The 26,347-nt window shown below is 65.1% G+C and carries 22 protein-coding genes; 14 read left to right on the forward strand and 8 right to left on the reverse strand.

The features are described from left to right. The first annotated feature begins 2 nt into the window (after positions 1-2). The 12 genes from ftsA to ACOYW5_RS01270 all read left to right on the forward strand — a co-directional run bounded on the left by ftsA (position 3) and on the right by ACOYW5_RS01270 (position 17,180). Positions 3-1,316: a cell division protein FtsA gene (gene ftsA / locus ACOYW5_RS01215; RefSeq protein ID WP_423067451.1), complete on the forward strand. Its 1,314-nt coding sequence runs from the start codon at positions 3-5 to the stop codon at positions 1,314-1,316. A 343-nt stretch (positions 1,317-1,659) separates the two neighbouring features. After that, a complete protein-coding gene (gene ftsZ, locus ACOYW5_RS01220) occupies positions 1,660-3,309 on the forward strand; it encodes a cell division protein FtsZ (RefSeq protein WP_423067452.1) in 1,650 nt (549 codons plus the stop codon). 107 nt (positions 3,310-3,416) lie between these two features. Continuing rightward, positions 3,417-4,373 (forward strand): UDP-3-O-acyl-N-acetylglucosamine deacetylase, encoded by a 957-nt coding sequence (lpxC, locus tag ACOYW5_RS01225; RefSeq protein ID WP_423067453.1) that lies wholly within the window; start codon positions 3,417-3,419, stop codon positions 4,371-4,373. A 79-nt stretch (positions 4,374-4,452) separates the two neighbouring features. Then, positions 4,453-5,292 carry an outer membrane protein assembly factor BamD gene (locus tag ACOYW5_RS01230; RefSeq protein ID WP_423067454.1) on the forward strand — a complete coding sequence of 280 codons (840 nt, stop codon included), beginning with the start codon at positions 4,453-4,455 and terminating at the stop codon, positions 5,290-5,292. A 156-nt stretch (positions 5,293-5,448) separates the two neighbouring features. After that, entirely contained in the window at positions 5,449-7,119 is a 1,671-nt protein-coding gene (recN, locus tag ACOYW5_RS01235; RefSeq protein WP_423067455.1) for a DNA repair protein RecN, read from the forward strand. After that, entirely contained in the window at positions 7,116-9,332 is a 2,217-nt protein-coding gene (gene ligA / locus ACOYW5_RS01240; protein WP_423067456.1) for an NAD-dependent DNA ligase LigA, read from the forward strand. The genes recN and ligA overlap by 4 nt, the downstream gene beginning before the upstream one ends. Positions 9,333-9,398: 66 nt before the next feature. Next, positions 9,399-10,577, forward strand: coding sequence for a hypothetical protein (locus tag ACOYW5_RS01245; RefSeq protein WP_423067457.1), 1,179 nt, complete (start codon positions 9,399-9,401; stop codon positions 10,575-10,577). A gap of 427 nt (positions 10,578-11,004) precedes the next feature. Next, entirely contained in the window at positions 11,005-11,301 is a 297-nt protein-coding gene (locus ACOYW5_RS01250) for a hypothetical protein (RefSeq protein WP_423067458.1), read from the forward strand. 263 nt (positions 11,302-11,564) lie between these two features. After that, positions 11,565-12,173 (forward strand): NADPH-dependent FMN reductase, encoded by a 609-nt coding sequence (locus tag ACOYW5_RS01255; protein WP_423067459.1) that lies wholly within the window; start codon positions 11,565-11,567, stop codon positions 12,171-12,173. A gap of 175 nt (positions 12,174-12,348) precedes the next feature. After that, the gene (locus ACOYW5_RS01260; RefSeq protein ID WP_423067460.1) at positions 12,349-14,268 is read left to right on the forward strand and encodes a potassium transporter Kup; all 1,920 of its coding nucleotides are present in this window, start codon (positions 12,349-12,351) and stop codon (positions 14,266-14,268) included. 12 nt (positions 14,269-14,280) lie between these two features. Further along, positions 14,281-15,531, forward strand: a complete 1,251-nt coding sequence (locus ACOYW5_RS01265) for an FAD-dependent oxidoreductase (protein WP_423067461.1) — start codon at positions 14,281-14,283, stop codon at positions 15,529-15,531. After that, a complete protein-coding gene (locus ACOYW5_RS01270; protein WP_423067462.1) occupies positions 15,528-17,180 on the forward strand; it encodes a DUF4166 domain-containing protein in 1,653 nt (550 codons plus the stop codon). The genes ACOYW5_RS01265 and ACOYW5_RS01270 overlap by 4 nt, the downstream gene beginning before the upstream one ends. Before the next feature lie 10 nt (positions 17,181-17,190). Here ACOYW5_RS01270 and ACOYW5_RS01275 read toward each other — a convergent pair whose 3' ends face one another. Further along, positions 17,191-17,853: a TetR/AcrR family transcriptional regulator gene (locus tag ACOYW5_RS01275; RefSeq protein ID WP_423067463.1), complete on the reverse strand. Its 663-nt coding sequence runs from the start codon at positions 17,851-17,853 to the stop codon at positions 17,191-17,193. 248 nt (positions 17,854-18,101) lie between these two features. On the opposite strand from ACOYW5_RS01275, the gene ACOYW5_RS01280 reads away from it, so the two are divergent. Further along, positions 18,102-19,310 carry a multidrug effflux MFS transporter gene (locus tag ACOYW5_RS01280; protein WP_423067464.1) on the forward strand — a complete coding sequence of 403 codons (1,209 nt, stop codon included), beginning with the start codon at positions 18,102-18,104 and terminating at the stop codon, positions 19,308-19,310. A gap of 72 nt (positions 19,311-19,382) precedes the next feature. On the opposite strand, the gene ACOYW5_RS01285 is transcribed toward ACOYW5_RS01280, so the two are convergent. The 5 genes from ACOYW5_RS01285 to ACOYW5_RS01305 form a co-directional block, all read right to left on the reverse strand. Beyond that, on the reverse strand, positions 19,383-19,811 hold the full coding sequence (locus ACOYW5_RS01285) for a hypothetical protein (RefSeq protein ID WP_423067465.1): 429 nt from the start codon (positions 19,809-19,811) through the stop codon (positions 19,383-19,385). A gap of 121 nt (positions 19,812-19,932) precedes the next feature. Further along, complete coding sequence (locus ACOYW5_RS01290; protein WP_423067466.1) at positions 19,933-21,057, reverse strand: NADH:flavin oxidoreductase/NADH oxidase; 1,125 nt, start codon at positions 21,055-21,057, stop codon at positions 19,933-19,935. A gap of 121 nt (positions 21,058-21,178) precedes the next feature. After that, entirely contained in the window at positions 21,179-21,718 is a 540-nt protein-coding gene (locus ACOYW5_RS01295) for a hypothetical protein (protein ID WP_423067467.1), read from the reverse strand. 89 nt (positions 21,719-21,807) lie between these two features. Beyond that, complete coding sequence (locus ACOYW5_RS01300) at positions 21,808-22,170, reverse strand: hypothetical protein (protein WP_423067468.1); 363 nt, start codon at positions 22,168-22,170, stop codon at positions 21,808-21,810. A 132-nt stretch (positions 22,171-22,302) separates the two neighbouring features. Next, entirely contained in the window at positions 22,303-23,718 is a 1,416-nt protein-coding gene (locus tag ACOYW5_RS01305) for an MFS transporter (protein WP_423067469.1), read from the reverse strand. A 146-nt stretch (positions 23,719-23,864) separates the two neighbouring features. Between ACOYW5_RS01305 and ACOYW5_RS01310 the strand changes: the two genes are divergently transcribed. After that, positions 23,865-24,290 carry a VOC family protein gene (locus ACOYW5_RS01310; protein ID WP_423067470.1) on the forward strand — a complete coding sequence of 142 codons (426 nt, stop codon included), beginning with the start codon at positions 23,865-23,867 and terminating at the stop codon, positions 24,288-24,290. A gap of 268 nt (positions 24,291-24,558) precedes the next feature. Here ACOYW5_RS01310 and ACOYW5_RS01315 read toward each other — a convergent pair whose 3' ends face one another. Then, positions 24,559-25,386 carry a carbohydrate ABC transporter permease gene (locus ACOYW5_RS01315; protein ID WP_423067471.1) on the reverse strand — a complete coding sequence of 276 codons (828 nt, stop codon included), beginning with the start codon at positions 25,384-25,386 and terminating at the stop codon, positions 24,559-24,561. Then, positions 25,383-26,297, reverse strand: a complete 915-nt coding sequence (locus tag ACOYW5_RS01320) for a carbohydrate ABC transporter permease (RefSeq protein WP_423067472.1) — start codon at positions 26,295-26,297, stop codon at positions 25,383-25,385. Before ACOYW5_RS01320 ends, ACOYW5_RS01315 begins: the two co-directional genes overlap by 4 nt. Between the last annotated feature and the right edge of the window lie 50 nt (positions 26,298-26,347).

Genomic DNA, 26,347 nt, shown 5'->3' on the forward strand with positions numbered 1-26,347 from the left:
CCATGATGACCGATGCCATGACCGCGCGGCTCAAGCCGGTGCAGCCGGGGCGCACCTCGCTGGTGACTGTCCTCGATATCGGCTCGACCAAGATCTGCTGCGTCATCGCCCGCCTCGTGCCGCGTCCCGAGGGCAAGTCGCTCAAAGGCCGCACCCACAATGTCGAAGTCATCGGCTTCGGCTATGGCCCGTCCTCGGGCATCAAATCAGGGGTCATCACAGATCTCGACAAGGCCGAGCAGGCCGTCCGTACCGTGGTCGGCATCGCCGAGCGCGCCGCGGGGCTCACGGTTGAATCCGTCATCGTCAACGTGACGGCTGGACGGCTTGGTTCCGAGACCTTCTCCGCCGGCGTGAACCTCGGCGGTCAGGAAGTGGAGCGCGCCGACATCCAGCGCGTGCTGCGCGCGGTCAACGAGCGCTCGGTGCGCCCGGAGCGCTCGATCATCCATGCGCTGCCGATCGGCTACGCCCTCGATGGCCAGCGCGGGATCAAGGATCCCAAGAACATGGTGGGCGAGAAGCTTTCCATCGATGTGGCGGTGGTCTCGGCCGAGACGCTCGCCATGCGCAATATCGAGCTGGTGCTGCACCGCTGCCACCTGCAGATCGAGTCGCTGATGGCGACGCCGTATGCCTCGGGCCTCTCGACGCTCGTCGATGATGAAAGCTCGCTTGGTGTCGCCTGCATCGACTTCGGGGGCGCGACGACCACGGTTTCCGTCTTCGCCGACGGCCACCTGGTCTATACCGATGCCATCGCCATCGGCGGACACCACCTGACGCTCGATATCGCCCGTTCGCTTTCGGTCGGCATTGCCGACGCCGAGCGGCTGAAGACGATGTTCGGCTCAGTGCTGCCCGGCCAGGCCGATGAGCGCGAGATGATCTCGATCACCCCGGTCGGCGCCACGCGCGACGAGGCGCCGGGGCAGATTCCGCGCTCGCACATCACCCGCATCATCCGGCCGCGCGTCGAGGAAGTCCTCACCGCGATCAAGGACCGCATGCAGGCCACCGGCATGATGGATGTCTGTGGCCGCCGGTTCGTGCTGACGGGCGGCGCCAGCGAGCTGACCGGCCTGCCGGAAGTGGCGCGGCGCGTGCTCGCCCGCAACGTCCGCAACGGCCGCCCGATGGGTATCTCGGGCTTGCCCGACATGGCCAAGGGCCCGGCCTTCGCGACCGTCGCCGGCATGCTGATCTATCCGCAGATCTGCGGCGGCGAATATGTCGAGCCGCATCGCTCGGTCCGTCTCACCGGCACTGACGGCTACTTCGCCCGAGTCGGCAACTGGCTTCGCACCAGCTTCTAGCCGGAAGTTCACTCGCGCAGCGCTACCGGACTAGCCGCTGCTCGCCGTCATCCCCGGGCTTGACCCGGGGACCCATGCGTAGTGCGGCTCGCATCGAGTTCGGCGTGAGTCCGGCTGGGAGCCCGGGGATGACGGTGGCTGGTTGCTTGGTCGGTGCGAGTCGCAGGTCATCCGGGCAGGGCGGCGCAAAACTGCCCTCATCCTCATGCTTAACGTAACGTAACCAAGCCTTTACGAGCGCTTGCAAATTGCCATCACGTTAACGGATTTGGGTGCATTGTTAGGGTCTGGTTAACGAATTGGCGACTAATACTGGTCCCACACGCACCTCATGGGGCCATCGATGACGATCAACCTCACCATCCCGGACATTCAAGAATTGAAGCCGCGCATCACCGTTTTCGGTGTGGGCGGAGCGGGCGGCAACGCAGTCAACAACATGATCGCGTCCGGTCTCAGCGGGGTGGACTTCGTCTGCGCCAATACCGACGCGCAGGCCCTGGCGCTCTCGAGCGCGCAGCGGATCATTCAGCTCGGTGTTTCGGTCACCGAAGGCCTCGGCGCCGGTTCGCACCCGGAAGTTGGCCGTGCGGCGGCTGAAGAGAGCTACGACGAGATCAACGATCACCTCTCCGGCGCGCACATGGTGTTCATCACCGCCGGCATGGGTGGCGGTACCGGTACCGGTGCAGCGCCCGTCGTGGCACGCGCGGCCCGCGAGCAGGGCATCCTGACCGTCGGCGTCGTCACCAAGCCGTTCCAATTCGAAGGCAACCGCCGCTCGCGTCTCGCCGAAGACGGCATCGACGAGCTGCATCGGCATGTCGATACGCTGATTGTCATCCCGAACCAGAACCTGTTCCGCGTTGCCAACGAGAAGACGACCTTTGCGGACGCCTTCAAGATGGCCGACCAGGTGCTCTACTCAGGCGTTGCCTGCATCACCGACCTGATGGTCAAGGAAGGCCTGATCAACCTCGATTTCGCCGACGTGCGCGCCGTGATGCGCGGCATGGGCAAGGCGATGATGGGTACGGGCGAGGCATCCGGCGAGGATCGTGCGCGTCACGCCGCCGAGGCTGCCATTGCCAACCCGCTGCTCGACGATGTGTCGATGCAGGGTGCCCGCGGTCTGCTGATCTCGATCACCGGCGGTCCGGACCTGACCCTCTACGAAGTCGACGAGGCGGCCAGCCGCATCCGCGAGGAAGTCGACTCGGATGCCAACATCATCCTCGGCGCCACATTCGATCCGGACATGACCGGCACGATCCGTGTCTCGGTCGTCGCGACCGGTACCGATGCCACGATGGTCCAGGCGCTGGAGCCGATGAAGGCCAATCCGGCGCGCGTGCCGCTGCAGGCCGCCGTGATGCGCCAGGCGATGCCGGAGCGTCAGCCGCAGATTACCCAGCAAGAGTCTGAGCCCGAGTTCGAGGCGCACATGCAGGAAGCGGTGGCCGAGGCCATTTCGCATCCGGAGCCGGCTTACACCGACTACCAGGAAGACGACGGCATCACCGTGGAGCCCTACATTCCGCATGCGACTCACACGCAGCTGGAAGAGCCGCCGCGACTCATCGATGCGCCGATCCCGAGTGCTTATGTGCCCTCCAGCGCCGAGCGTCCGGATGGCCAGCGCCGCATGCCGCGGACCGAGGAGTTCCCTGCTGTTGCAAGGCAGTCACTCACGGGCCAAGAAAAGCACGAGGCCGAGCCCCGGAATGCACGTGCGCTGTTCAAGCGTCTCGCCTCGAATGTGGGCCTAAACCTAAAGTCGAATGAGCCTGTTCGGGCCGAGCCTGCGGTCGAGCCGAGCGCCGATGACGCTGCTGCCCGTAGCGCGATCGAAGCTGGAGGCGCCCGGAATGCGCGGGTTTCGGCCGGTACCGACGGCGCCCGTGGCAACTCCGATCAGTACGGTCGGGCCCAGCCGCAGCCGGCCCAGAAAGAGCATATCGAGATCCCCGCATTCCTGCGTAAGCACGGCTAAGAGCCGCGGCGATCCGTTACTTTCCACACCCCCGGCGCGGCTTCCGCGCCGGGATTTTATTGTCTATGACTGCACCGGGCGGCTTACGGGGCTGGAGTCTATAAAGCATGCAGAAACTTTCGGCGCGGCAGCGGACTTTGGCCGATGCGCTCGAATTCAGCGGGTTCGGAGTTCATTCCGGCGCCCCCGTTACCCTGACCCTCGAGCCTGCTGCGCCCGACAGTGGTTACACCATCACCCGTCTGCTCGATGACGGGCGCCGGGTTGGCCCGGTTCCCGTGCATTTCTCGCGCGTTACTCGTACGACGCTCTGCACCACGATCGACCTGGGCGACAGCGTCTCCGTTGCGACCGTCGAGCATGTGATTTCAGCGCTTTCCGGCATGGGCGTCGACAACGCTCACCTCGTACTGACCGGCGCCGAATGCCCCATTCTGGATGGCAGCGCTTCGCCGTTCTCCGACGCTATCGTGGCTGTTGGCCTCGTCGTGCAGCCGGCGCCGCGCCGGTACATCAAGATCATGCGCCAGGTGCTGGTGCGCAATAACGAAGCCTCGGCGGCGCTCGAGCCGTATAACGGCCGCATGCTTGACCTCGAGATCGATTTCGACAGCCGCGTCATCGGCCGTCAGCGGATGATCTTCGACTGGACGCCGCGCAAGTATTACGAGGACGTCTCCCGCGCCCGCACCTTCGGTTTCGTGCGCGATGCCAAGATTCTGCGCCAGGCCGGTTATGCGCTCGGCTCCTCGATGGAGAATTCGATCACGGTCCACGAGGATCGGATCCTCAATCCGGGCGGCCTGCGCTACGAGGACGAGTTCGTCCGCCACAAGCTGCTCGACGCCGTCGGCGACCTGGCCCTCTGTGGCCTTCCGATCTATGGCCGATTCCGGTCGTACAAGGGTGGCCACGCGCTCAACGCCTTGGTTCTCCACGGGCTGTTCGCCAGCGAGGCGAATTACGAGATTGTCACCGCCGACCAGCTGCCGGCGGCCTTCGATGCACTCGATGACGTGCCCGAGGGGCTCAACGTAAGGTCCTACCTGCGCTCGGTCGGCTAAGCCGGCCACAGTTTTGATCTTTTTTGTCAGTAGGCCGCCAGCCGAGTAATTGGTTGGGCGATAAGGGATGGGGCAGGTCGTGACGATCTCTCAGCATGCAGGTTTTTCGGTCCGGTTGGCGCGCTTCGTCGCGCTGGGCGCCGTCGTTGTGATGCTCGCCGGCTGTAACCTGTTCGGCCAGCCCAAGCTCAAGGAAGAAGAGATCATCCCGCCCGACACCCTGTATCAGCAGGCGCTCGGCGAGATGGACAAGCAGCGCTACGTGACTGCTGTCGCCACCCTCGAAAAGCTCGAGCGCCAGCACCCGTTCTCGGAATTCAACGAGAAGGCCAAGCTGATGGAGACCTACGCCAACTACCGCATCGGCAAGTTTGAGGAAGCGATTCTCGCGGCCGACCGGTACCTGGCGCTTTACCCGTCGTCCAAGGAAGTGCCCTACGTCATGTATCTCAAGGGCAACGCCTACTTCGGGCAGATCAAGGACATCACGCGCGACCAGCAGATCAGCCGGGACGCGATCGACACCTATAGCCTCATCGTCTCGAACTACCCCGAGAGCGAGTACGCCAAGGACGCCAAGGACAAGATGGTGATCGCGGTCGATCAGCTCGCGGGCAAGGAAATGTCCGTCGGCCGCTACTATCTCGGCAACGGCAATTACCCGGCCGCCATCAACCGCTTCACCGTGGTGGCGACGCAGTTCCAGACTTCGACTCACATCGAAGAGGCGCTCTATCGCCTCGCCGAGGCGAACCTGGCGCTCGGCCTCATTTCCGAGGCACAGACTGCTGCGGCGGTGCTGGGGCACAACTATCCGCAGTCCAGCTGGTACAAGCAGGCCTTTGACCTGCTCGCCAAGCAGGGCATCAGCCCGCAGTTGAACGAAGGCAGCAAGCTGGCTGAGCTCAAGCAGGGCTAAGCGCTCCGCCGCAATGTCATTCCCGCGAAAGCGGGAATCTCTGTTTACTAAAGCACAGCAGGCAACAAATCCGTTGCCTGTTTGTTCTTGTGTGGTATTTTCTGCGCGCGAGATTGTTCGGCCCTTCCGGCCGGTCGAGAAGAGGGGCCATCCCGAATGCTCAACGCGCTTTCGGTCCGCAACATCGTCCTTATCGATCAGCTCGACCTGACGCTGGAAGAGGGCCTGACGGCGCTCACCGGCGAGACCGGCGCGGGCAAATCCATCCTGCTCGACGCGCTCACGCTGGCGCTGGGCGGCCGTGGCGACGCATCGCTGGTGCGCACGGGCGCCGAAAGCGGGCAGGTGGTGGCGGTGCTGCAGCTGCCGCGTACGCACCCGGCGCGCGAGGCCCTGCGCGAGAACGCCATTGCCGACGACGAGGACATCATCCTCCGCCGCGTGCAGTTTTCCGACGGCCGGACGCGCGCCTTCATCAACGACCAGCCGGTATCGGCGGGCCTGTTACAGGCAGTGGGCCGGCTGATCGTCGAAATCCACGGCCAGCACGATGATCGGGCACTGGTCGACGCCGCCACGCACCGCGCGGCGCTCGATGCTTTCGGTGGGCACGAGTCGCTTGCCGGCGCGGTGTGGAGCACGCACGACGCGCTGGTCGAGGCCGAGGCGGCTGTGGCCGGGCAGCGCTCGATCATCGCCGAGGCTCAGGCGCGCGAGGACTACGCGCGGCATGTGGTCGAGGAACTGGGCGAGCTCCACCTCGAAGCGGGCGAGGAGGAGGTGCTGGCCGAGCGCCGGCAGCGCCTGATGACGCTCGAGAAGGCGGCGGAGGAAGTCCGCGATGCCGATGAAATCCTTAACGGTCCGATGGCTCCCGGCCCCGTGCTCGCCGGCCTGATGCGGCGGTTGATGCGCAAGGCCGATGCCGGCGCTGCCGTGTTCCAGCCGATCGTCGAGGCGCTCGATACGGCACTGGTGTCGCTCGATGCCACCTCCGACGCGCTCGAGGGACTGAAGCGCGACATGGCCTTCGACCCGGCCGATCTCGAAAAGGTCGAGGAGCGGCTCTTCGCCCTTCGCGCCGCAGCCCGCAAGCACCAGACCACTGTCGATGGGCTGGGCGACATCCTCGCCAGGTACGCGAAGGACCTCGAGATGCTGCAGAGCGGCGAGGAATCGCTCAAAGCGCTCGAGAGTGCCGCAGTCGCCGCGCGCGCCGCCTACTCGGCCGCTGCGGCCGCACTGAGCAAGGCGCGCGAGGCGGCCGCTACGGCCCTCGAGAAAGCTGTCGGGGCCGAGCTGCCGGACCTGAAGCTCGGCTCTGCCAAGTTCATCGTCGATCGCCAGGTGGATGAGGCACGCGTCGCCGGTTCCGGCTACGACCAGATCGCCTTCCATGTGCAGACCAATCCCGGCACGCAGGCCGGCCCGATCCTCAAGGTTGCGTCGGGCGGCGAACTCAGCCGCTTCATGCTGGCGCTGAAGGTAGTGCTGGCCGACCGTGGTTCGGCCCCCGTGCTGATCTTCGATGAAATCGACACCGGCGTCGGTGGCGCAGTTGCCGATGCGATCGGGCGGCGGCTCGGCCGGCTCGCCGGCAAGGTGCAGGTGCTCACCGTCACCCATGCTCCGCAGGTTGCGGCACGAGCGCAAAGCCACCTCTTGATCGAGAAGCAGGCAATCGAGGAAGGTGCGTTCGTGCGGACGCATGTGCGCCGTCTCGACGGCAAGGCGCGGCAGGAGGAAGTTGCCCGCATGCTCGCCGGCGCCAAGGTGACGGACGAGGCGCGTGCAGCGGCGGGTAAACTGATTTCGGAGGTATCGTGAGCGGCGACGAACGGGAGATCGAGAGCTTCTCGGAACGTGAGGCGAGGGCGGAGATCGACCGGCTGCATGGGCTTCTGAGCGCAGCCGATCGCGCCTATTTCGAGCAGGATGCGCCCGATATCACCGACGCCGAATACGACGCGATGAAGCGCCGCTACCAGGCGTTCGAGATCGCATTTCCGGCGTTGAAGCGCGATGACAGCCTCTCCGACAAAGTCGCGGGTGCGCCCGTCGAAGGCTTCAACAAGGTGCGCCATGCGGTGCCTATGCTCAGCCTCGCCAAGGCCTATAGCGACGAGGATGTGGCCGATTTCATCGAGCGGGGCCGCCGCTTCTTCGAGCGCGACAAGGACCTGAAGCTCGCCTTCACCGCCGAGCCCAAGATCGATGGCCTCTCGGCCTCGCTGCGCTATGAGAACGGCGTCTTCGTACAGGGCGCGACGCGCGGCGATGGCACGGTGGGCGAAGACATCACCGCCAATCTCAGGACCATCTCGGACATCCCGCACAAGCTCTGGGGCTCCGGCTGGCCGGCGAGTATCGAGATTCGCGGCGAGGTCTATATGACCATGGCCGAGTTCGAGGCGCTGAAGGCGCGCTCGGCAGCGGTCGGCGGGCAGGAATACGTCAACCCGCGCAACACAGCCGCAGGTTCGCTGCGCCAGAAGGATCCGTCCGTCACCGCCAGCCGGAACCTCAAGTTCTTCGCCTACGCCTGGGGCGCGACCACTGCCGATCCGGCGCCGACGCAATATGAGGCTGTGCAGAAATTCGGCGAGTGGGGTTTTGCCATCAGCCCGCTGATGGTGCGCGCCAGCTCAGCGGACGAACTGATCGCGCAATACAAGAAGATCGAGGAACTGCGCTCCTCGCTCGGCTACGACATCGACGGCGTCGTCTACAAGCTCGACAATCTCGAATTGCAGCGGCGCTGGGGCTTTTCTAGCGGCGAGCCGCGCTGGGCCGTGGCGCACAAGTTCCCGGCCGAACAGGCCTTCACTACGGTGCGTGCCATCGACATCCAAGTCGGCCGCACCGGCACGTTGGCACCGGTGGCGCGGCTGGCGCCGGTCGGCGTCGGCGGCGTCGTGGTGGAGAACGTGACGCTCCACAACGAGGACTATATCGCCGGCATCGACAGCAACGGGCTGCCGATCCGCGGCGACGAACCGATCGACGTGCGCATCGGCGATACGGTGGTGATCCAGCGGGCCGGGGACGTGATCCCGCAAATCGTGCGCGTCGTGCTGGAAAAACGCCCGGCCGACGCCGTCCCCTATCAGTTTCCGCATGTCTGCCCGGTCTGCGGCTCGCCGGCGACGCGCGAGATCAACGAGAAGACCGGCAAGGAAGATTCGCGCCGCCGCTGCACCGGCGAGCTGATTTGCGCCGCGCAGGCGGTCGAGCAGCTCAAGCATTTTGTCTCGCGCGGCGCGATGGATATCGAAGGGTTGGGGCAGGAGAATATCGAGCTGCTGTTCAACTCCGGCCTCGTCAAGACAGCCGCCGACATCTTCACGCTACGCGACCGCCGCACCGAGGTGCAGGCCGCCTTCGCGGCGCGGCGCGAGGAGCAGTCGCGCCAGCGCGAGGCGGCATCGGGCAAGACGCGCAAGGCGACACGCTCGGTCGAGGAGCGGAGCTTCGAGGGGCTCGACAAGCTATTCGCCGCCATCGACGCCCGGCGCGAGCCCGAGCTCGACCGGTTCATCTTCGCGCTCGGCATCCGCCATATCGGGGAGACCACCGGAGCGGTGCTGGCCAAGACCTTTTCCAGCATGGCCGCGCTGCGCGAGAGGGGCCTCGAGGCGGCTGCGGCCGGCGGCGAGCTCCACGAAGTGTTCCCGTCGGTCAACGGCCTCGGCGACACGGTCTGGGAAGCGCTGCGCGATTTCTTCGAGAACGAGCGCAATGTCGCCGTGCTCGACAGCCTGCTCGAGCAGGTGAAGCCCAAGGACTATGTCGTCACCGTTTCGGCCACCAGCGAGGTGGCCGGTAAGACCGTGGTGTTCACCGGCTCGCTTGAAAAGCTGACGCGCGGCGAGGCCAAGGCCATGGCCGAGCGGCTCGGCGCCAAGGTGGCGGGGTCGGTGAGCAAGAACACCGATATTCTCGTCGCGGGGCCAGGCGCCGGTTCCAAACTCAAGGATGCGCAGGCGCTGGGCATCCTGGTGGTCGACGAGGACCAGTGGCTTGAGATGGCCGCCAAGTAGCGCCGTCGTTGGAGGAACGTGCCGATGTTGAAACCGCTACTTGCCGCAGTCATCGCACTTATCACAATGCCCGCGCTGGCCGGGGAGGGCGGCGATCTCGCCCGCGAGCACCTCTATGCCGGTACGCTCAAAACCGGCGTGGAGGCACTGCGCCCCCTCGACGAACGCAATGACCAGGAGGGTCGGTTCGGCATCGGGCTCATCGGCTTCGTGACCGCCATCGAGCATTTCGCGCAGGGGCTCTTTCGACACGGCTTCGCCTCACCGGATGTAGGACCGATGGGGCCGGCCATGGCGATGCCCGTGCCGGTCAATCCCAGCCCCGAGCCACTGACCTACGACAAGCTTCGCGATCTGCTCGGCACACTGGTCACCGATATGGATGCTGCCAAAGCGGCGCTGCTCTCGGCCGGCGAGTCTGGCGACTACGTCGTCCCCGTCGACATCTTGAAGATCCGCATCGATGTGGACGGCGACGGAACGGCCAGCGACAACGAGAGTGTCGGCGGCGTGCTGGTGGGGATGTTCGGCGCCGAGATGGGTTCCACGCCGCCCGATACGACCATCGGCTTCGACCGAGCCGATGCGATCTGGCTCGCCGGCTACAGCCAGGTCGTCGCGGCGCAGGCCGATTTCCTGCTGGCCCACGATTTCCACGAGCTGGTCGAGGCGTCGTTCCACCGGCTGTTTCCGCGCGCCGGGCTGCCGATGCAGAATTTCACCCATTCGACTTCGACGCTGATGCTCGATCCGGAGTCCGACAACGCCATCGCCGACGCACTGGCGGCGATCCACACGCTCAACTTCCCGGTGGTCGAGCCGCAGCGGCTCAAAGGCGTGCTGGCGCGCCTGCACGAGATCCTCGCGCTATCCCGCCGCAACTGGCAGGCGATCCTCGCCGAGACCGACGACAATCGCGAACTGGTGCCCAATCCGCGCCAGACGCCCCTGATGCAGGATGCGCCGGTGACCGATGAAACCGTCGCCGCCTGGCGCGCCACGCTCGACACCACCGAGCAGGTGCTCGACGGCGAACTGCTGATCCCGCACTGGCGCTTCCAAAAGGGCTTCGACCTCAAGGCCTATTTCGAGAACGCCACGCGTACCGATTTCGTCATGCTGATCACCGGTCACGACGCGCTGCCGTTCCTCAAGGACGGCCCGATCGCCAGCGCCGACTCCTTCGCCGAAGCCAATCGCGTGTTCGGCGATGCGCTCTGGGGCTATGCGTTCTGGTTCAACTAGGGGCGGGTTGCCGGTAGTTGGCGCATGTGAGCACAGCTCTTTGCTCCTGGCCAACTTCGTGCCCCCCCCACACACACTCCCAACCTCCCCCGTCAAGCGGGAGGTGCCGGCCGGTGGCTCTAGTTGCATTGTGCCACAAACTCGATACCCACCTCCCCCTTAACGGGGGAGGCAACCCGAAGCTTGTGAGCGCAGCGAACTAGCGCAGGTCGGAAGGGTGCGCTGCGCGCAGCGGCGGAAGCCGTGGCCACCGTCCTCCGCATCTCCCGCAAGTCGTTAACGGTCAACGCGTGGGTCACCTGCAAAAGCCGTTTAACTACCGTCGACGGCGATTATTCCGCTTCAACCGTGGATGGACCAAGGTGAGGCCTTCCAGACAAAGGGCGGGTTGCATATGGGTTTGAAAGCGTTGGCTTACGAACAGGCGATGAGCGATCCGATCAACGAGGCACTGGTGCTTTACACGGGCTTCGGCACGTCGCCTTTTCCGCGCGCCAAGACCCCGCACCTGACACAGCGCTTCGGCGAGGCCGATGGCGCCGAGCTCAAGCAGCGCATCCTGGCTCTCCTCGAGGAGCTTCAGCAGCCCGTCGATGGGCTCGAGAAGCGCTCCAGAAAGAGCCTCACCGAGCGGGCCATCGAGCAACTGCAGCCCAGGCACCCCGAACTCGATGATTCCGGGCTGAAGGCCCTTGCCTGGACCTATTCGTTCGGCCTGCGCTGACGCGCCGGGCTTATCACCGTTCATTGATAGCGAACGCTGCATCCGGCGCTTCTGTGCAATTCGGAGCGGCCGAGAGGGCGCTATCGCCCGGAAGCAGCTCAAGGTGCCGGTCCGAGCTTTGCTAACACCGACGTAACCTGGGTTACAGGTCTGTCACCGGGGTAGCCGGATGTGCCCCCGTTGCCTCCGGGTGCCTGCTTGTAGCGGGACACCTTGGTCACTTATCTGCAGCTAGTCACATTTTGATACTGGAGTGCAGCAGAATGACCAAACCCAAGATTGGCGTGATTATCAGCTCGATCCGTCCCACCCGTTTCGGCGACAAGCCGGCCAAGTGGATCGCAGATCACGCAGCCGCCCGTGGCGACGTCGACGTCGAGATCGTAGACCTGAAGGACTATCCGCTCCCGCTGTTCGACGCCGCTGCGTCGGACTTCTGGATGCCGACCCCGAACGAGGTCGCCGCCAAGTGGCAAGCCAAGCTCAATGAGTTCGACGGCTACATCATCGTCACCGCCGAGTACAACCGCTCGATCACCGGCGCGCTGAAGAACGCCATCGACTGGGCCTACAAGCCGTTCATCAAGAAGGCCGTGGCCTTCGTCGGTTACGGTTCGGTGGGCGGCGCCCGTGCGGTCGAGCACCTGCGCAACATCATGGTCGAGCTGCAGGCCGTTCCGGTCCGTCACGCCGTCCACATCGGCGGCTCGGACTTCATCCCCATCATGATGGGCCAGAAGAGCTGGGACGACACCAAGGGCAATTTCGACTTCTTCGTGCCGGAGCTGCTCGACAACCTGGTCTGGTGGACCAACGCCACCAAGACCGCCCGCGAGGCCGATGCGGCCGCCGCCGCGACCAAGGCCGCGTAAGCGACTCGGTAGAGTTCCCGGGGTTCTCCTCCTTTCGCACCCCGGCAGGGCGGCGCTTCCCATGGCGCCGCCCTTTCGATTCGTCCGGGGCAGGCATGCAAGGGGTAAAAGGGCTTCGAGTTGAGTGTGGGCGCTGATAGGTGTAGACAGCGCCCGCCCGTAACCGGAGCTCTTTATGGCCCCCGTGAATAATACTTCCGCCCAGGCCGGCGCCGTCCTTCCCGAAAACGACGAACTGAACAGAGGCCTGCCGGTCCTTGTCATGGGGGCAATCGGTGTGGTGTACGGCGATATCGGCACCAGCCCGCTCTACGCGTTCCGTGAAGCCATGCATGTGTCGGGCGGCGCCGGCGGGGGCGTCGATAGCGCCACCGTACTCGGCATCCTGTCGCTGATCGTGTGGACGCTGATCATCCTCGTCACCGGCAAATACATCGGCATCGTGCTGAGGGCCGACAACAAGGGCGAGGGCGGTACGCTGTCGCTGATGGCGCTGGCGCAGGCGAGCTTCAAGAGCCGGCCGACGTGGGTGCTGACCCTGGGTGTAGTCGGAGCGGCCCTGTTCTACGGCGACGCCATGATCACGCCGGCGATCTCGGTGCTTTCCGCCATCGAGGGCGTGCGCGTCGTCGCGCCCAATCTCGACCAGTTCATCATCCCGGCGACCATCGTCGTGATCATCGGGTTGTTCGCGGTCCAACGGTTTGGCACTAGTGGCGTCGCAGCGGTGTTCGGGCCTATCACGGTGATCTGGTTCCTCGCCATGGGTGGCTTCGGGCTGATGCGAATTGTCGAGGACCCGGCCGTCCTCGCCGCGCTTAATCCACTCTACGGCGTCAATTTCATCGGTACCCACACCGGCATCGCGGCGGCAACGTTCGGCGCGGTGTTCCTCGCGGTGACCGGCGCCGAGGCGCTTTATGCCGACCTCGGTCATTTCGGCCGGCGGCCGATCATCATTGCCTGGTTCGCGCTGGTGTTCCCGTGCCTGCTGCTCAACTATTTCGGCCAGGCGGCCTACGTGCTCGAACACGGCGAGGCGGTGGAAAACCCATTCTACCAGATGCTGCCCGACTGGTCGCAGGTGCCGATGGTGCTGCTCGCGACAGCTGCGACAGTCATCGCCAGCCAGGCGGTAATCACCGGTGCGTTCTCGCTCACCCGGCAGGCGGTGTCGCTCAACATCCTGCCGCGTATGACGGTGCTGCACACCTCGGCGACCCAGCACGGGCAAATCTACATGCCGCTGGTCAACGGCCTGCTGATGATCGCGGTGGTGCTGCTGGTGCTCGGCTTCGGCAGTTCGAGCCATCTCGGCGCAGCCTATGGCATCGCGGTGACGGGCGAGATGCTGGTGACGGTGGCGCTGCTGGTGATCGTGATGATCCGCATCTGGCGCTGGCAGCCGTGGATGATCGCACTCGTGGTAGTGCCGATCGGGATCATCGAGCTCATCTTCTTCTCGTCGAACGCCGCCAAGTTCTTCCAGGGCGGCTGGGTGCCGGTGCTGGTGGCGCTGACGATCGCGGCGACCATTGCGATCTGGATCGTCGGCCGGACGCGGCTTGCCGAGAAGACGCGGCGGGACGAGGTGCCGCTGCAGTTCCTCGTTGAAAACCTCAGCAAGAAGAAGCCCGCTATCGTGCCGGGCACCGCGGTGTTCCTCACCTCCGATATCGAGGGCGCGCCGACGGCGCTGCTACACAGCCTCAAGCACTACAAGGTGCTGCACGAGCACAACGTGATCCTGACCGTCGTCACCTCTTCGGCGCCTCGTGTCGCCGACGACGAGAAGGTGACTATCGATGCCTATAACGACCTGTTCTACCGGGTGGTCGTGACCTTCGGTTACATGGAAACGCCGAACATCCCAAAGGCCCTGGCGCTGGCCCGCAAGCTCGGCTGGAAGTTCGACATCATGAGCACGTCGTTCTTCCTGTCGCGCCGGTCGCTGAAGCCATCGCCGAAGGGTGGAATGCCGTTAGTCGTCGATCGCATCTTCATCGCGCTGGCCCGAAACGCCACCGATGCCACCGAGTACTTCCACATTCCGACCGGTCGTGTGGTTGAAATCGGTACGCAGGTGGTGATCTAGTTCGTTCTCGGGATGCCGGGGACGCAAAGACTGCCGAAATCACTCGACATTGCCATCGCCGGCGCCGGTCCGGGCGGGCTTGCCGCAGCCCTGTTCCTGCACCGGGCGGGGCATCGCGTGCGCCTGTTCGAGCGCTTCGAGGTGCCGCAGCCGGTCGGATCTGGCCTGATGCTGCAGCCGACCGGCCTCGCCGCGCTCGGCGCGCTTGGGCTATCCGGCGCCATCTCGGCCCTCGGGGCGCGTGTCGACCGGCTGGTGGGGACGGACGCCCGCTCCGGCCGTGTTGTGCTCGATGTCGGCTATCGGCCGCTGGGCGCCGGTAGCCATGCCTTGGCGGTGCACCGCGCGGCGCTGTTCCATGTGCTGCACGATGCGGTAGTGGCCGAGAAGCTGCCGATCCGCACAGGATTTACCGTCGCGACCATGGAGCGTGAGGAGACAAGCTGGCTGCGCGGGCCGCGGGGCCTCGAGGGGCCGTTCGACCTCGTCGTCGACGCACTTGGCGCCGGGTCGCCGCTTCGGGTCGCGACTTCGCATCCCGCATCCGTGCGGCAGCTGCCATATGGGGCGATCTGGGGCACCGTGCCGTGGGTTGATCAGGGCTTCGACCGGCGCGCGCTAATGCAGCGCTACCGCAGGGCCAGCGTGATGATCGGCGTGCTGCCGATCGGCCGGCAGCGCCAGGGCGGACCGGACCTTGCGGCGTTCTTCTGGAGCCTCAGGCCGGACCAGTTTGGGGAGCTCAGGCAGCAGGGCATCGAGAGCTGGAAGGATACGGTCAGGGGTCATTGGCCCGAGACGGCGCCACATCTCGACGCGATCGGCAGCTTCGACGATCTGACGCTGGCCCGATATGCCCACCACACCCTGCGCATGCCGGTTGGCAATGGTATCGCCTTCATCGGCGACAGTGCACACGCAACCAGCCCGCAACTGGGGCAGGGCGCCAACATGGCGCTGCTTGATGCCGCGGCCCTCGCTGCCGCGCTCGATCGTACGGAGAGCCTTGCCGACGCCCTGGAGCTCTACGCCCAACTGCGGCGCTGGCACGTGCGGCTCTATCAGTTCCTGTCGTTGACCCTGACCCCGTTCTACCAATCGAACAGCCCCGCGCTGCCGCTGGTGCGCGACTTGCTGGTCTCCGGCCTCGCGCGGGTGCCGCCGATGCCGTGGCTGCTGGCGGCGATGGTTTCGGGGCAATTGCTGAGTCCGCTGAAGGCGTTGGGACTGGAAACGTCAGTGTTGCGCGAGGTGACCGCGTGAGCCGCCCACATGTGCTGATCGTGGGCGGCTGCGGCGTGTTCGGCTCGCGTCTGGCGCGATTGCTGGCGCGACGGCATGCTTTTCGCATCAGCCTCGGCGGGCGCAACGAAAGCCGGGCGGCGGCGCTGCAGCGCGAGTTGCGCGTCATCGACGAACAGGCCGAGTTCGCGTTCGTGCATCTCGATCGCGACAGCATCGGCGTCGAACGGCTCAGGGAGATCGATTGCGAGGTCGTGGTCGATTGTTCTGGGCCGTTTCAATCCAGCGGAACCCAGTTGATCGAGGCGGCGATCGGTGCGCGTTGCCACTATGTCGATATCGCCGACAGCCGAGCGTTCGTCGCCGCGATCAACCGGTTCGATAGTGCGGCGCGAGCGGTGGGGATCAGCGTCATTTCGGGTGCCAGCTCGACGCCGGCATTGTCGCACGCGGTTCTCGACGGGGTGACCAGCGCCTGGCTCAGTGTCGACAGCATCGATGTGGCGATCGTGCCGGGCAACCGGACGCCGAAGGGGCGCTCGGTGATCGAGGCGATCCTGAGCTGGGTCGGGCAGCGGGTGCGTGTGTTTCGCGAGGCCGGCTGGGAGCACCACCGCGGCTGGGGCGATCCGCGCTGGGTGACGATCGAGGGGCTGCCGAGGCGGCGCGCCATGCTGGCCGATGTGCCGGACCTCGACCTGCTCCCGGCGCGATTTGCGCCGCGAGTGCGCGCCGGATTCGATGCCGGGATGGAGCTGCCGATCCTCAACTGGCTGATCGGGCTCGCCGCCCTGCCGGTGAAGTGGGGGGTGATGAAGTCGGCCAAGTCGTTCTCCGGTATTGGAACGATGATCGCCAACTGGCTGGATCGCTTCGGCACGAGCGAGGGCGGCATGCTGATCGAGGCGTCCGGGCAGGATGCTCGCGGCGAGACGCGGGTGGTGCGCTGGTCGCTCAAGGCCGCCGATGGCGACGGTCCGTACGTTCCCGTGGTTCCGGCGGCTGCGACGATCTGGGCACTGTTGATCGACCATCGCATCCGAGGCGGCGCGCGATCGGCGGCGGGGCTGCTGACGCTGGAACAGATCCGGCCGTGGTTCGACGGGCTGGCGATCGAGACCAAGCAGATGGCGTTTCGCGGCGAGAAGCCGCTCTACCGCCGGGTCATGGGCGAAGCGTTCGATCGCCTGCCCGAGGCGACCCGACAGATCCACCGAGGTCGCCCTGCGATCATAGCCGAGGGCGAGGCGGTCGTTGCACCGGCGGACAATGCGGTGGGCCGGCTGGTGGCGCGGCTGATCGGGGTGCCCGCGACAGAGGGGCGCCAACCGCTGCGGGTGGTGATCGAGAGCCGCGACGGGCGAGAGCACTGGACGCGGTTCTTTGCCGATCACCCGATGCGGTCGGTGATGAGCGCGGCACCAGACGGGCTGATCGAGGAACGCTTCGGTGCCGTCGCCATCCGGATGCAGCTTGTGCCGCGCGGGGACGGATTGGACATGGTGCGCGTATCAGGCCGGCTATGGGGCGTACCGCTGCCGGGCTTCCTGCTGCCGACGATCAAGGCTGAGGAGCGCATCGACGAGGGCGGCCGCCACCGCTTCGAGGTAGATATCGGCCTGCCGCTGTTCGGCCGCCTGGTGGCGTATCGGGGCTACCTCGTCGTCTGACCGGGCGCGGCTAGGGAGCCACCGGTGCGCTGCGCTTGCCGTAAGCGCGCAGGAATGTCTTGACGCCATTGCGCGCCGCCCGTTCGAGCTGCTCGTCGTCCACCATCGAGCCGGGCTCGTTGGGCAGGTCGGCGCCGATCAGCGCCATGAACTGGCGGGCGGCGAGATCGGGGTCGTCGGCTTCGATGTCGCCGGACCTCGCAAGCCGCGCGAAGCGCGCGGAGATGGCCGGCCAGTTCCTGCCCGGACCGTAATCCTTCCAGGTTTCGAACAGTTCGGGATAGCGGCCGCCTTCGTTCTCGATCAGCTTGCGCAAGGCGCGCGAATTGCCGTCGCAGAGGCAGTTGCGGGTGAGGCGCATGGCGAAGGCCACGAGGTCCTCGGTGATATCTGCCGGATGATCGGGAAAGGTCGCCAGCGTCGCCACCATGCGGACGCTGCCTTCCTCGGTGATGCCGCGCACGACTTCTGCGAACAGCTTCTCCTTGTCGCCGATCTGGTTGTAGATCGTCTGCCGCGAAACGCTCGCCTCCTCGGCGATCGCATCGATGCTGGCCCCCATGAACCCATCCCGCACGAATACGGCGGTCGCGGCTGCGATGATGGCGCACCGCTTGTTGTAGTTCCCCCGCTGCATAGCGGGGCTGCGAATGAGGTCGGCGACAATCTCCATGGCAGGCAACATAATTCGACTTGACGATTTGGACAAGAGTGTCCAAAAGTGTGTTAGACATGAGTGTCCAAATTTGTAGACGCTCGCGTCGCACAATCGGCAGCTAAGCCGGGTAAACCGGTCATGGGAGGCTCTAGGACGCGCGGGGGTGACACGCGCGCGGCAGGCCTGTGACCGACGACTGACGCAGGCGGAAGCCGGTCAGTTTTACCTATCAGTTAAATACTTGCAGTTCGGGAATCACTGCTATGAACGCAAAACTCATCCGCATGGCCATCGTGCTTGGCCTGTTGTCGGTGATCGGCCCTGTCGCCATCGACATGTATCTGCCGGCTTTGCCGGAAATCGGGGGACAGCTCGGCGCCAGCACTGCATCGGTACAGCTGAGCCTCATGTCCTTCATGGCCGCATTCGCGGTCGGTCAGCTGATCTACGGTCCGATCAGCGACATGGTGGGGCGAAAGCCGCCGCTGTATTTCGGCATTGCGCTGTTCATTGCCGGTTCGATCGGCTGCGCGGTGGCGCCTTCGGTCGAGTGGCTGATCGTCGCCCGCTTCGTCCAGGGGATCGGCGGCTGTGCGGCCATGTCGTTGCCGCGCGCCATCGTGCGCGACGAATACACCGGGGCGGAAGCGGCGCAGCTGTTCAGCCTCATCATGCTGGTGTTCTCGGTCTCGCCGATCCTCGCCCCGCTGGCGGGCAGCGTCGTTATCGCCTTCGGCGACTGGCGGCTGCTGTTCTGGGTGATGGGCACCGTGGGCGTGCTAGGGCTCATTCTCGCGATCGTGGCGCTCAGGGAGACGCGGCCGAAGCATATGCGGACCGAGTCGAGCATCGGCGGCGCCATTCGCGGCTACGGCTCGCTGCTCACGGACTGGAGCTTCATGGGCCTGACCTTTATCGGCGCCTTCGGTATGTCTGCCTTCATGGCCTTCATCGGCAACTCGAGCTTCGTCTTCATCGAGCATTATGGGCTTACGCCGACCGAATACAGCCTCGCTTTTGCGGTCAACGCGATCTCGTTCTTCGCAGTGTCGCAGTCGACCGGCTTCATGGTGAAGCGCTTCGGTCTGCAGCGCGTGGTGCGGGTAGCGGTCGCCGGGTTCGCCATCTCGATGGCGCTGCTGGCTGGCATCTTCCTTGCCGGCATTGACAGCATGTGGATCCTCAGCGGCCTGATGTTCGTCGCCTTCGGCTTCCTCGGCCTCGTTCTGCCGACCACCGGTGTGCTGGCGATGGAAGAGCACGGCGAGTTCGCGGGCACTGCTTCGGCCCTGATGGGGACGCTACAGATGGTTCTGGGCGCCGTGGTGATGGGTATCGTCGGGGCCTTCCACGACGGCACCGCCGTCCCCATGGTGCTCGGCTTCGCGATCTGTGCCGTACTGGCGTTCCTGCTGACGCAGGTCACGATCCGCACCACGGTCACCCCGGTGGTTGGGGCGCCGGCGGAATAAAGCTATCCCATGCAGGGATTGGGCGCGGAAGGAAACGTCCGCGCCTTTCTTTTTCTGTCCAGCCGGGCCGGATCAGCTCTTCGGAATATCCGGGCAGAGGTACGGCACACTCGCCGAGACATACTTTTCCTCGACCGTGTCGCTGCCGAGCTTGAGGTTCAGCACCAACTCGCCATCGCTCAGCGAGACGATATCGGCGGCGATGTCCATGCCGTCCTCGTTCCACTTGAGCGCGGTCTCGGAGGTCAGCTCCCAAGGGCTCAGGCGGTGGGTCTCCCAGCACGAGTCCTGGACGAGCGTGCCGTCCGAGAGGAAGATCTTCATGACGCCGGGCAGGTCGCCGTCGGCTTTGGTCCAGACGCGATCGACGAGACCGGGCTTGCTGGTCTTCGACTCGGTGGCCGATTCTGTGACGGAGTCCTCGGCGAAGGCGGGAAGGCAGGCGGTGGAGCCGACGCCCCACATGGCTAGCAAGGCAAAGACAGCGGCTTTGCTGGTCATTGGTGTCGATCTCCCTGTTCAACCCTCAAATGGGTGCGCGGTGTCTCGGGCGCAATGATGACTGCCGCCGAAAACCCTCGGTGGCAGTCATAGGTTCGGGAGATGAACCGAAGATGAGTGCTCAGGCCGGCTGGTGGCGGCCGAGGGCGCGGTCCCTGTCGCGTATGCGGTTGCGCGCCTGCTTCGGCCAAAGGTCGTAAGTGCCGCCCTCGAGCGCATGAAGGGCGTGGATGGGCCAGTTGGGATCGTCGAGCGCCGTGCGGGCGAAGGCTACGAAATCGGCGTCGCCGTCGGCAATGATCCGCTCGGCATCCTCGGGCGCGTCGATGAGTCCGACGGCAATGGTCGGAAGGCCGGCTTGGCGCACCGCCCTCGCGAACGGGACCTGATAGAGCGGGCCGGGCTTGATGCTGGCGCCGTCGAAGCCGCCGGACGACACATGCACCACGTCGACGCCGCGTGCCTTCAACTCGCCGGCGAGCGCGACGGAATCCTCGATCGACCAGCCGTCGGGACGGCCGTCAGTGGCCGAAATGCGGACGACGAGCGGCTTGTCCTCGGGCCACGCGGCCCGCACTGCGTCGGTGATCTCGAGCAGCAGGCGCATCCGGTTCTCGCGGCTGCCGCCGTACTCGTCGGTGCGGTGGTTGGCGAGCGGCGAGAGGAACTGGTTGATGAGATAGCCGTGCGCGGCGTGGATCTCGATCAGGTCGAACCCCGCCGTTTCGGCCCGGCGCGTGGCGGAGACGAAGTCGGCGATCAGGGCCGCGATGCCGGCCTTGTCGAGCGCGTGAGGAGTCTGGAAGTTCGGATTGGAGGAATGCGCCTCGGCGCTCGGCGCGACCGGCACCCAGGTCTCGTAGGCGTACTCGATCTTGTCGGCCTCGGTCTCATCGAAGCCGTGGCGCCAGGCGATCGGCGTCGCCGCCTTGCGGCCGGCATGCGCCAGCTGGATGCCAGCGGCGGAACCTTCGGCTTTGAGGAAATCGACGATGCGCTTCAGCGGCTCGATCTGGCCGTCTTCCCAAAGGCCGAGGTCGCCATAGGAGATGCGCCCCTCGGGATTGACGCCGGTGGCCTCGAGGATAACGAGGCCGAAGCCACCGATGGCGAAGCGACCGAGATGCACCAGGTGCCAGTCGTTGGCGTAGCCGTGCCGGGCCGTGTACTGGCACATCGGCGCCACGACCGTGCGATTGCGGAGAGTGAGGCCGCGCAATGTGTACGGCGAAAAAAGCTGGGACATATGAGGAGTCTGCTGCAGGTCAACGGAAGACCGAACCATGCACCCATCGCCATCCATCGGCAAGTACCGATGGTAGACGGCTGTGCTACGCCGCGAGCGAAATTGAGATCGAATGCGCCCGTCACTCCGTCGGTGGACGCGATAGGGATAGCACCCCAAGCCAGGCAATGAGCGGCAGATAAAGGAATTTCAACGCCTGCGGCGGCGCTTCGCCTGAGGCCCGAACGGTGAACCCATAGATCTCGGTGCCGACGACCAGGGCGAGCGCCAACAGTCCGACAATCCGCAGTATTCCTACGCTGCGGATGAAACAGATTACCGCGCACCAGGCGATGAACAGGTAGCCAAGCCACTTCTCCAGCACTTGCCCCAGCACGCCGTAGGCTATGCCCTTGATTTCAGTGGAGCGGGCGAGGTCGGCCACCGCCTGCACCAGGAAAATCGCCGCCAGCACACTGATCCCTACCACGAAGATCCAGCGAAGCCATAAGGCCAGTTGGAAGTCAAAGACCGCAACGGCGAACAGGAGGAAGCTCACCGCCAGCGCGACATGGATGATCTCGCTGGCGCCGGCGCCATTGAAGGCGATCGCCGACCCGAGAGCCGCCGGCACCCCGGCAATCAGCACGAGCGCTCCAGCCAAACCCGATTTCGACCGCATGCCCACCCTCTCCAGCGTTAGTCGTCAAGCAGCACTAGGCACATTCCTGTGCCGCGTCGATGGGCCATGCTTGCGAGGACCGGGCGTCCTCAGTCGTGAACGGTGTATTCGGTGATGCCGCCAGCGGCGACGTTGAGGCGCTGGCGTGCCTCACCATAACCGACCGAGCCAGCATCGACGTCCCAGCAGCCGGCCGAGACGGTGAAGCTGTAGCTGTCGCCGGTGCCGAGCGCGACGCCTTCGGGCAGGCGGTCGAGCCCATAGGTCGAGGCACCGCATTCCGACACAAGGATCACGTCGACCACCCGGCTGGTCTGGTTGATGACTGTGAGCGTGCCCGTCGGCTCGCCGGGGCGGATCAGTTCTCCGCCGGTGATCCAGGCGTCGCCGCTACAGGCGGCAAGCGCAGTCAAGCATGCCGCTGTCGCGGCGGCGCGAAATACAGAATTCATGTGCTCCCCCAATGACGAGGCGACGTGACGCGTCGTCATCCCCAGAGCAATTGCTAACAGAGCACCGCACGAGGTCAATCATCGCGCGCCGCTTTTTCAATCACGATCGGAAGGCTGATGGAGTTGTCTTGCTCAGGCCGCTTGCGGGCGGCGATGGCCGGAGACTTCGGAGCCGGCGTTTCGCTCGAGCGTCAGAAGCTGCAGCGAGCAGATGATCACGATCGCGCCCATCACCACGTAGGCGAGCTGGAAGTCGACGACGCCGAGCGCAGGAGCGCCGCGCCACATCTGGCTGAGGTTGAGGCAACCCGCGGCGACGGCGACGCCGAACACCATCGAGAGCTGCTGCGACATGCTGGAAATCGTGGTCGCCGAACTGCGCTGGTTGGCGTCCACGTCCGCGAAAGCAAGGGTCGCGAGGGCAGTGAACTGCATCGAGCGGGTGGCGCCGGCGATGAAGAGGATCGCGGCGGTCAGCGCGTAGGGCAGGGTCGGGCTGAGGACAGCACAGGCGGCGACCGAGAGGCCGGCGATGACGCCGTTGATGGTCAGCACGTTGCGGAAACCGAAGCGGCGAAGGGTCGGCGTGGTGATCGATTTGATCAGCAGGTTGCCAAGGAAGTAGATGACGACCAGCCCACCTGCGCTGAGCGCATCCATGCCATAGGCGACCTGGAACATCAGCGGCAACAGGAAAGGCGTGGCATTGATGGCGATGCGGAGAACCGCGCCGGCCTTGGCGTCGGTGGCCGCGAAGGTGCGGATACGGAGGGTGCGCAGGTCGATCAGTGGATGTTCGACGCGCAGTAGCCAGGTCACCGCCCCCGCGCCGACGATGAAGCCGACGATGATCAGGGCGATGGCGATCCAGCCGGGCAGCGCGCCCTGGACCAGCGAGTCGAAGCCGTAGAGGAGGAAGCCGAGCGTGACGCCCGTGAGCACGAAGCCGGGCGCATCGAAGGGGCGATCCTTGAACTCGGTGTCCTTGGGGACGATCGCGGCGACGAGCACCAGGCCGACGATACCGAGCGGGATGTTGATCCAGAAGTTCCAGTGCCAGGAGACGAACTCGGTGATGAAGCCGCCGAGTGCCGGGCCGAGCACCGGTGCGAACAGGGCCGGCCAGATGGTGAGGCCGATCGCTGGTACGATCTCGGATTTCTTGGCGGTGCGCAGCACGATGATGCGGCCGACCGGGAAGAGCACGGAACTGCCGGCACCCTGCAGCGCACGGGCGATGGCGAACTGCCCGAGATCCTGCGCGAGGCCGCAGGCGATCGAGGTCAGGATGAAGAGGGCAATGGCGACGAGAAAGACGCGGCGGGCGCCGAAGCGATCGGAGAGCCACGCGGCGGCGGGGATGCAGACGGCAACCGCCAGCATATAGATCGTGACGCCGAGGCTCATCTCCAGCGTGCCGACGTGGAAATCGAGCGCCATGCGCGGGAGGGCCGTGACGATGATCACGCCATCGAGAAACTGCATGAACAGGGCGGCGGCGACGACGAGGGCGACGTTACGGGCGTGCGGGCTGAGGGGCGTGGACATCGTCGGTTCGGGCGGAAGGAATAGCTAGTATGGTACCTATATATACCGGCCCGACGCCCCGGGGATATCAGCGATTGGGATGATGCTGACAAAATCCGGTCGGGGTGTCGCGTAAGCTCCTCACATCAACGAAGAGGAGACAAGAAATGACCCACCCTCACCCGCGTGGCCTTTGCACCGTCGCCTACACATCGAACGATCATGAAGCCGCCAAGGCCTGGTTCACCAGGCTGCTCGGCGTCGCGCCGTATTTCGACCGGCCCGGCTATGCCGAGTTCCGCATCGGCGACTACCAGCATGAACTGGGGCTGATGGACGGCAAGTTCGCCGGCTATCTCGGCGGCGAAGTCGTGCCGCCGGATGGGCGGGCAGGAGCGATCGTCTACTGGCACGTCGACGACGTGCGGGGGATGGTGGATCACGCCGTGTCACTCGGCGCCAAGGTTCACCACCTGGTGCGGCAATTCCAGCCGGACAGCGATTTCGTCGGCGGCAGCGTGATCGACCCGTTCGGGAACGTGATCGGGTTCATGCACAACCCGCATTATCTGGAGGTGCTGGGGGAGCGCTAAGCGTGCAGCCCGCGCGATGTCATGCCGGCGAAGGCCGGCATCCATCATGAGATGCTTCCACTCTCACAGCGGGTAGAGAGAGCTCATGATGGACCCCGGCTTTCGCCGGGGTGACCTTGTGAGTGCACATGATCGTGCCAAGCACTCGGTGTCATCCCTGCGCAGGCAGGGATCCATTTCACCGCCGGCGCCAGCTGCGAGTTGGATCCCTGCCTACGCAGGGATGACAGCCGGATGTTGTGGGGCAACCCCAGCTTCAAGGCGGCACTTACCCCTTCACCGCGCCTGCAGTCATCCCCGCCACGATCTGCCGGTTGAAGAACATGTAGACCAGCAGCGGCGGGATGGTGATCAGCAGGATGTTCATGAACAGCAGGTGCAGCGAGGTGTTGAACTGCCCCTGAAAGTTGAACAGGGTCAACTGCACCGTTACATTCTGCTTGCCGGGCAGGTAGTAGAGCGGGTTGGTGAAATCGTTGAAGATCGCCACCGACTGCACGACGATCACCGTCACCACTACGGGCTTAAGCAGCGGCAGCACGACCTGGAAGAACAGGCGGAGCGGCCCGGCACCGTCGATGATGGCGGCCTCGTCCAGCTCGCGCGGGATCGTAGAGACGAAGGCGCGGAAGAGGAGGATCGTGAAGCTCAACCCGTAGGCGACCTCGATCAGGATCATGCCGTGCATGGTCTTGAACAGGCCGACCGACTGCATGACCCAGATGGTGGGCACGACCGCGGGGGGGATGATCAGGCCGGCGAGGACGAGGAAGTTGACGATCGGCGTCCACCGCGACAGCCGGCGCTGCGCCACGAACCCGACCATGGCGCCGAACACCACCAGCAGGGTGACGCTGGCGACGGTTAGGATGATCGAATTGATGAAAGCAGTGACCAGCATGTAGTCCTGCGTCCTCAGGACCTCCATGAGGTTGTCCCAGAAGTGCCAGCTGGTCGGCCAGTCGAACGACCGCGTTGCGGCCGCACGCCGGTCCTTGACGGCGGTCAGGATGATGAAGGCGAAGGGGATCAGGAACACCACGACCGAAGCCGCGATGGCGATCGAGCCATAGATATAGCGCTGGGCGTGCCTCACCGGTCGACCTCCTGGCGATTGAGGAACATCGAGAGCGGCACGATGATGAGCGCCACCATGGCGAACAGCACGACGTTGCCGGCGGTGGAGAGGCCGTAGAAGCCCGCCTGGTACTGCTTGTAGATCACCGAGGCGATGACATCGGAGGTGAAGCCGGGACCGCCCTTGGTCATCGACCAGATCATGTCGAACGAACGCAGGCCGCCGATGAAGCTGAGGATGATGACCGTCGCAGTGGCCGGGTGGACGAGCGGCAGAGTGACGCCCCAGAAGCGCTGCCATGATGTGGCGCCGTCGATGCGGGCGGCCTCGTAATACTCGGTCGGGATCGAGACGATGCCGGCGATATAGATCACCGTTGCAAGGCCGACGCCCTTCCACACATCGACCAGCGCCACCGAGTAGAGCGCGAAACGCGGATCGGTCAGCCAGCCTGGACCCTTGATGCCGATGGCGGCGAGGCTTTCGTTGAGGAGGCCCTGGGTGGGGTGCATCATCGCGGTGAAGGTGATGCCGACGCCGACGGTCGATACTAGGACCGGGAAGAAAACCACGGCGCGCAGGTAGCCGCGGCCGAAGATATCGGAGGTGAGCAGCAGTGCCAGCAGCAGGCCGAGCACGACCTTGAGGCTCGAGGTGACCACGCCGTAGATCAGCGTGTTGACGAGGCCCTGGAACAGGAACGGCTCGCGGAAGAACTGGACGAAATTGTCCAGCCCGATGAAGTCGGCCTTCTGCAGCGTCCAGCGCGTCAGGCTGAAGAACAGCGACGCGAAAGTGGGCAGCATGAACAATACGGCAAAGATGACGGCCGCCGGGATGTAGAACCAGCTCGGATAGAGCCCTGCCGTGCGCGACCTGCGCCCCGGCTTGTCGACGGGCACCGAGCCCTCAGCAACCGCTACTGCCATACCCGTCCCTCCTTCGGATTTGGCGCCCGACCTTGGGCCGGGCGCCAGTC

This window comes from Devosia sp. CN2-171 (assembly GCF_049354815.1).
In the GTDB taxonomy this organism is placed as follows: Bacteria; Pseudomonadota; Alphaproteobacteria; order Rhizobiales; family Devosiaceae; genus Devosia_A.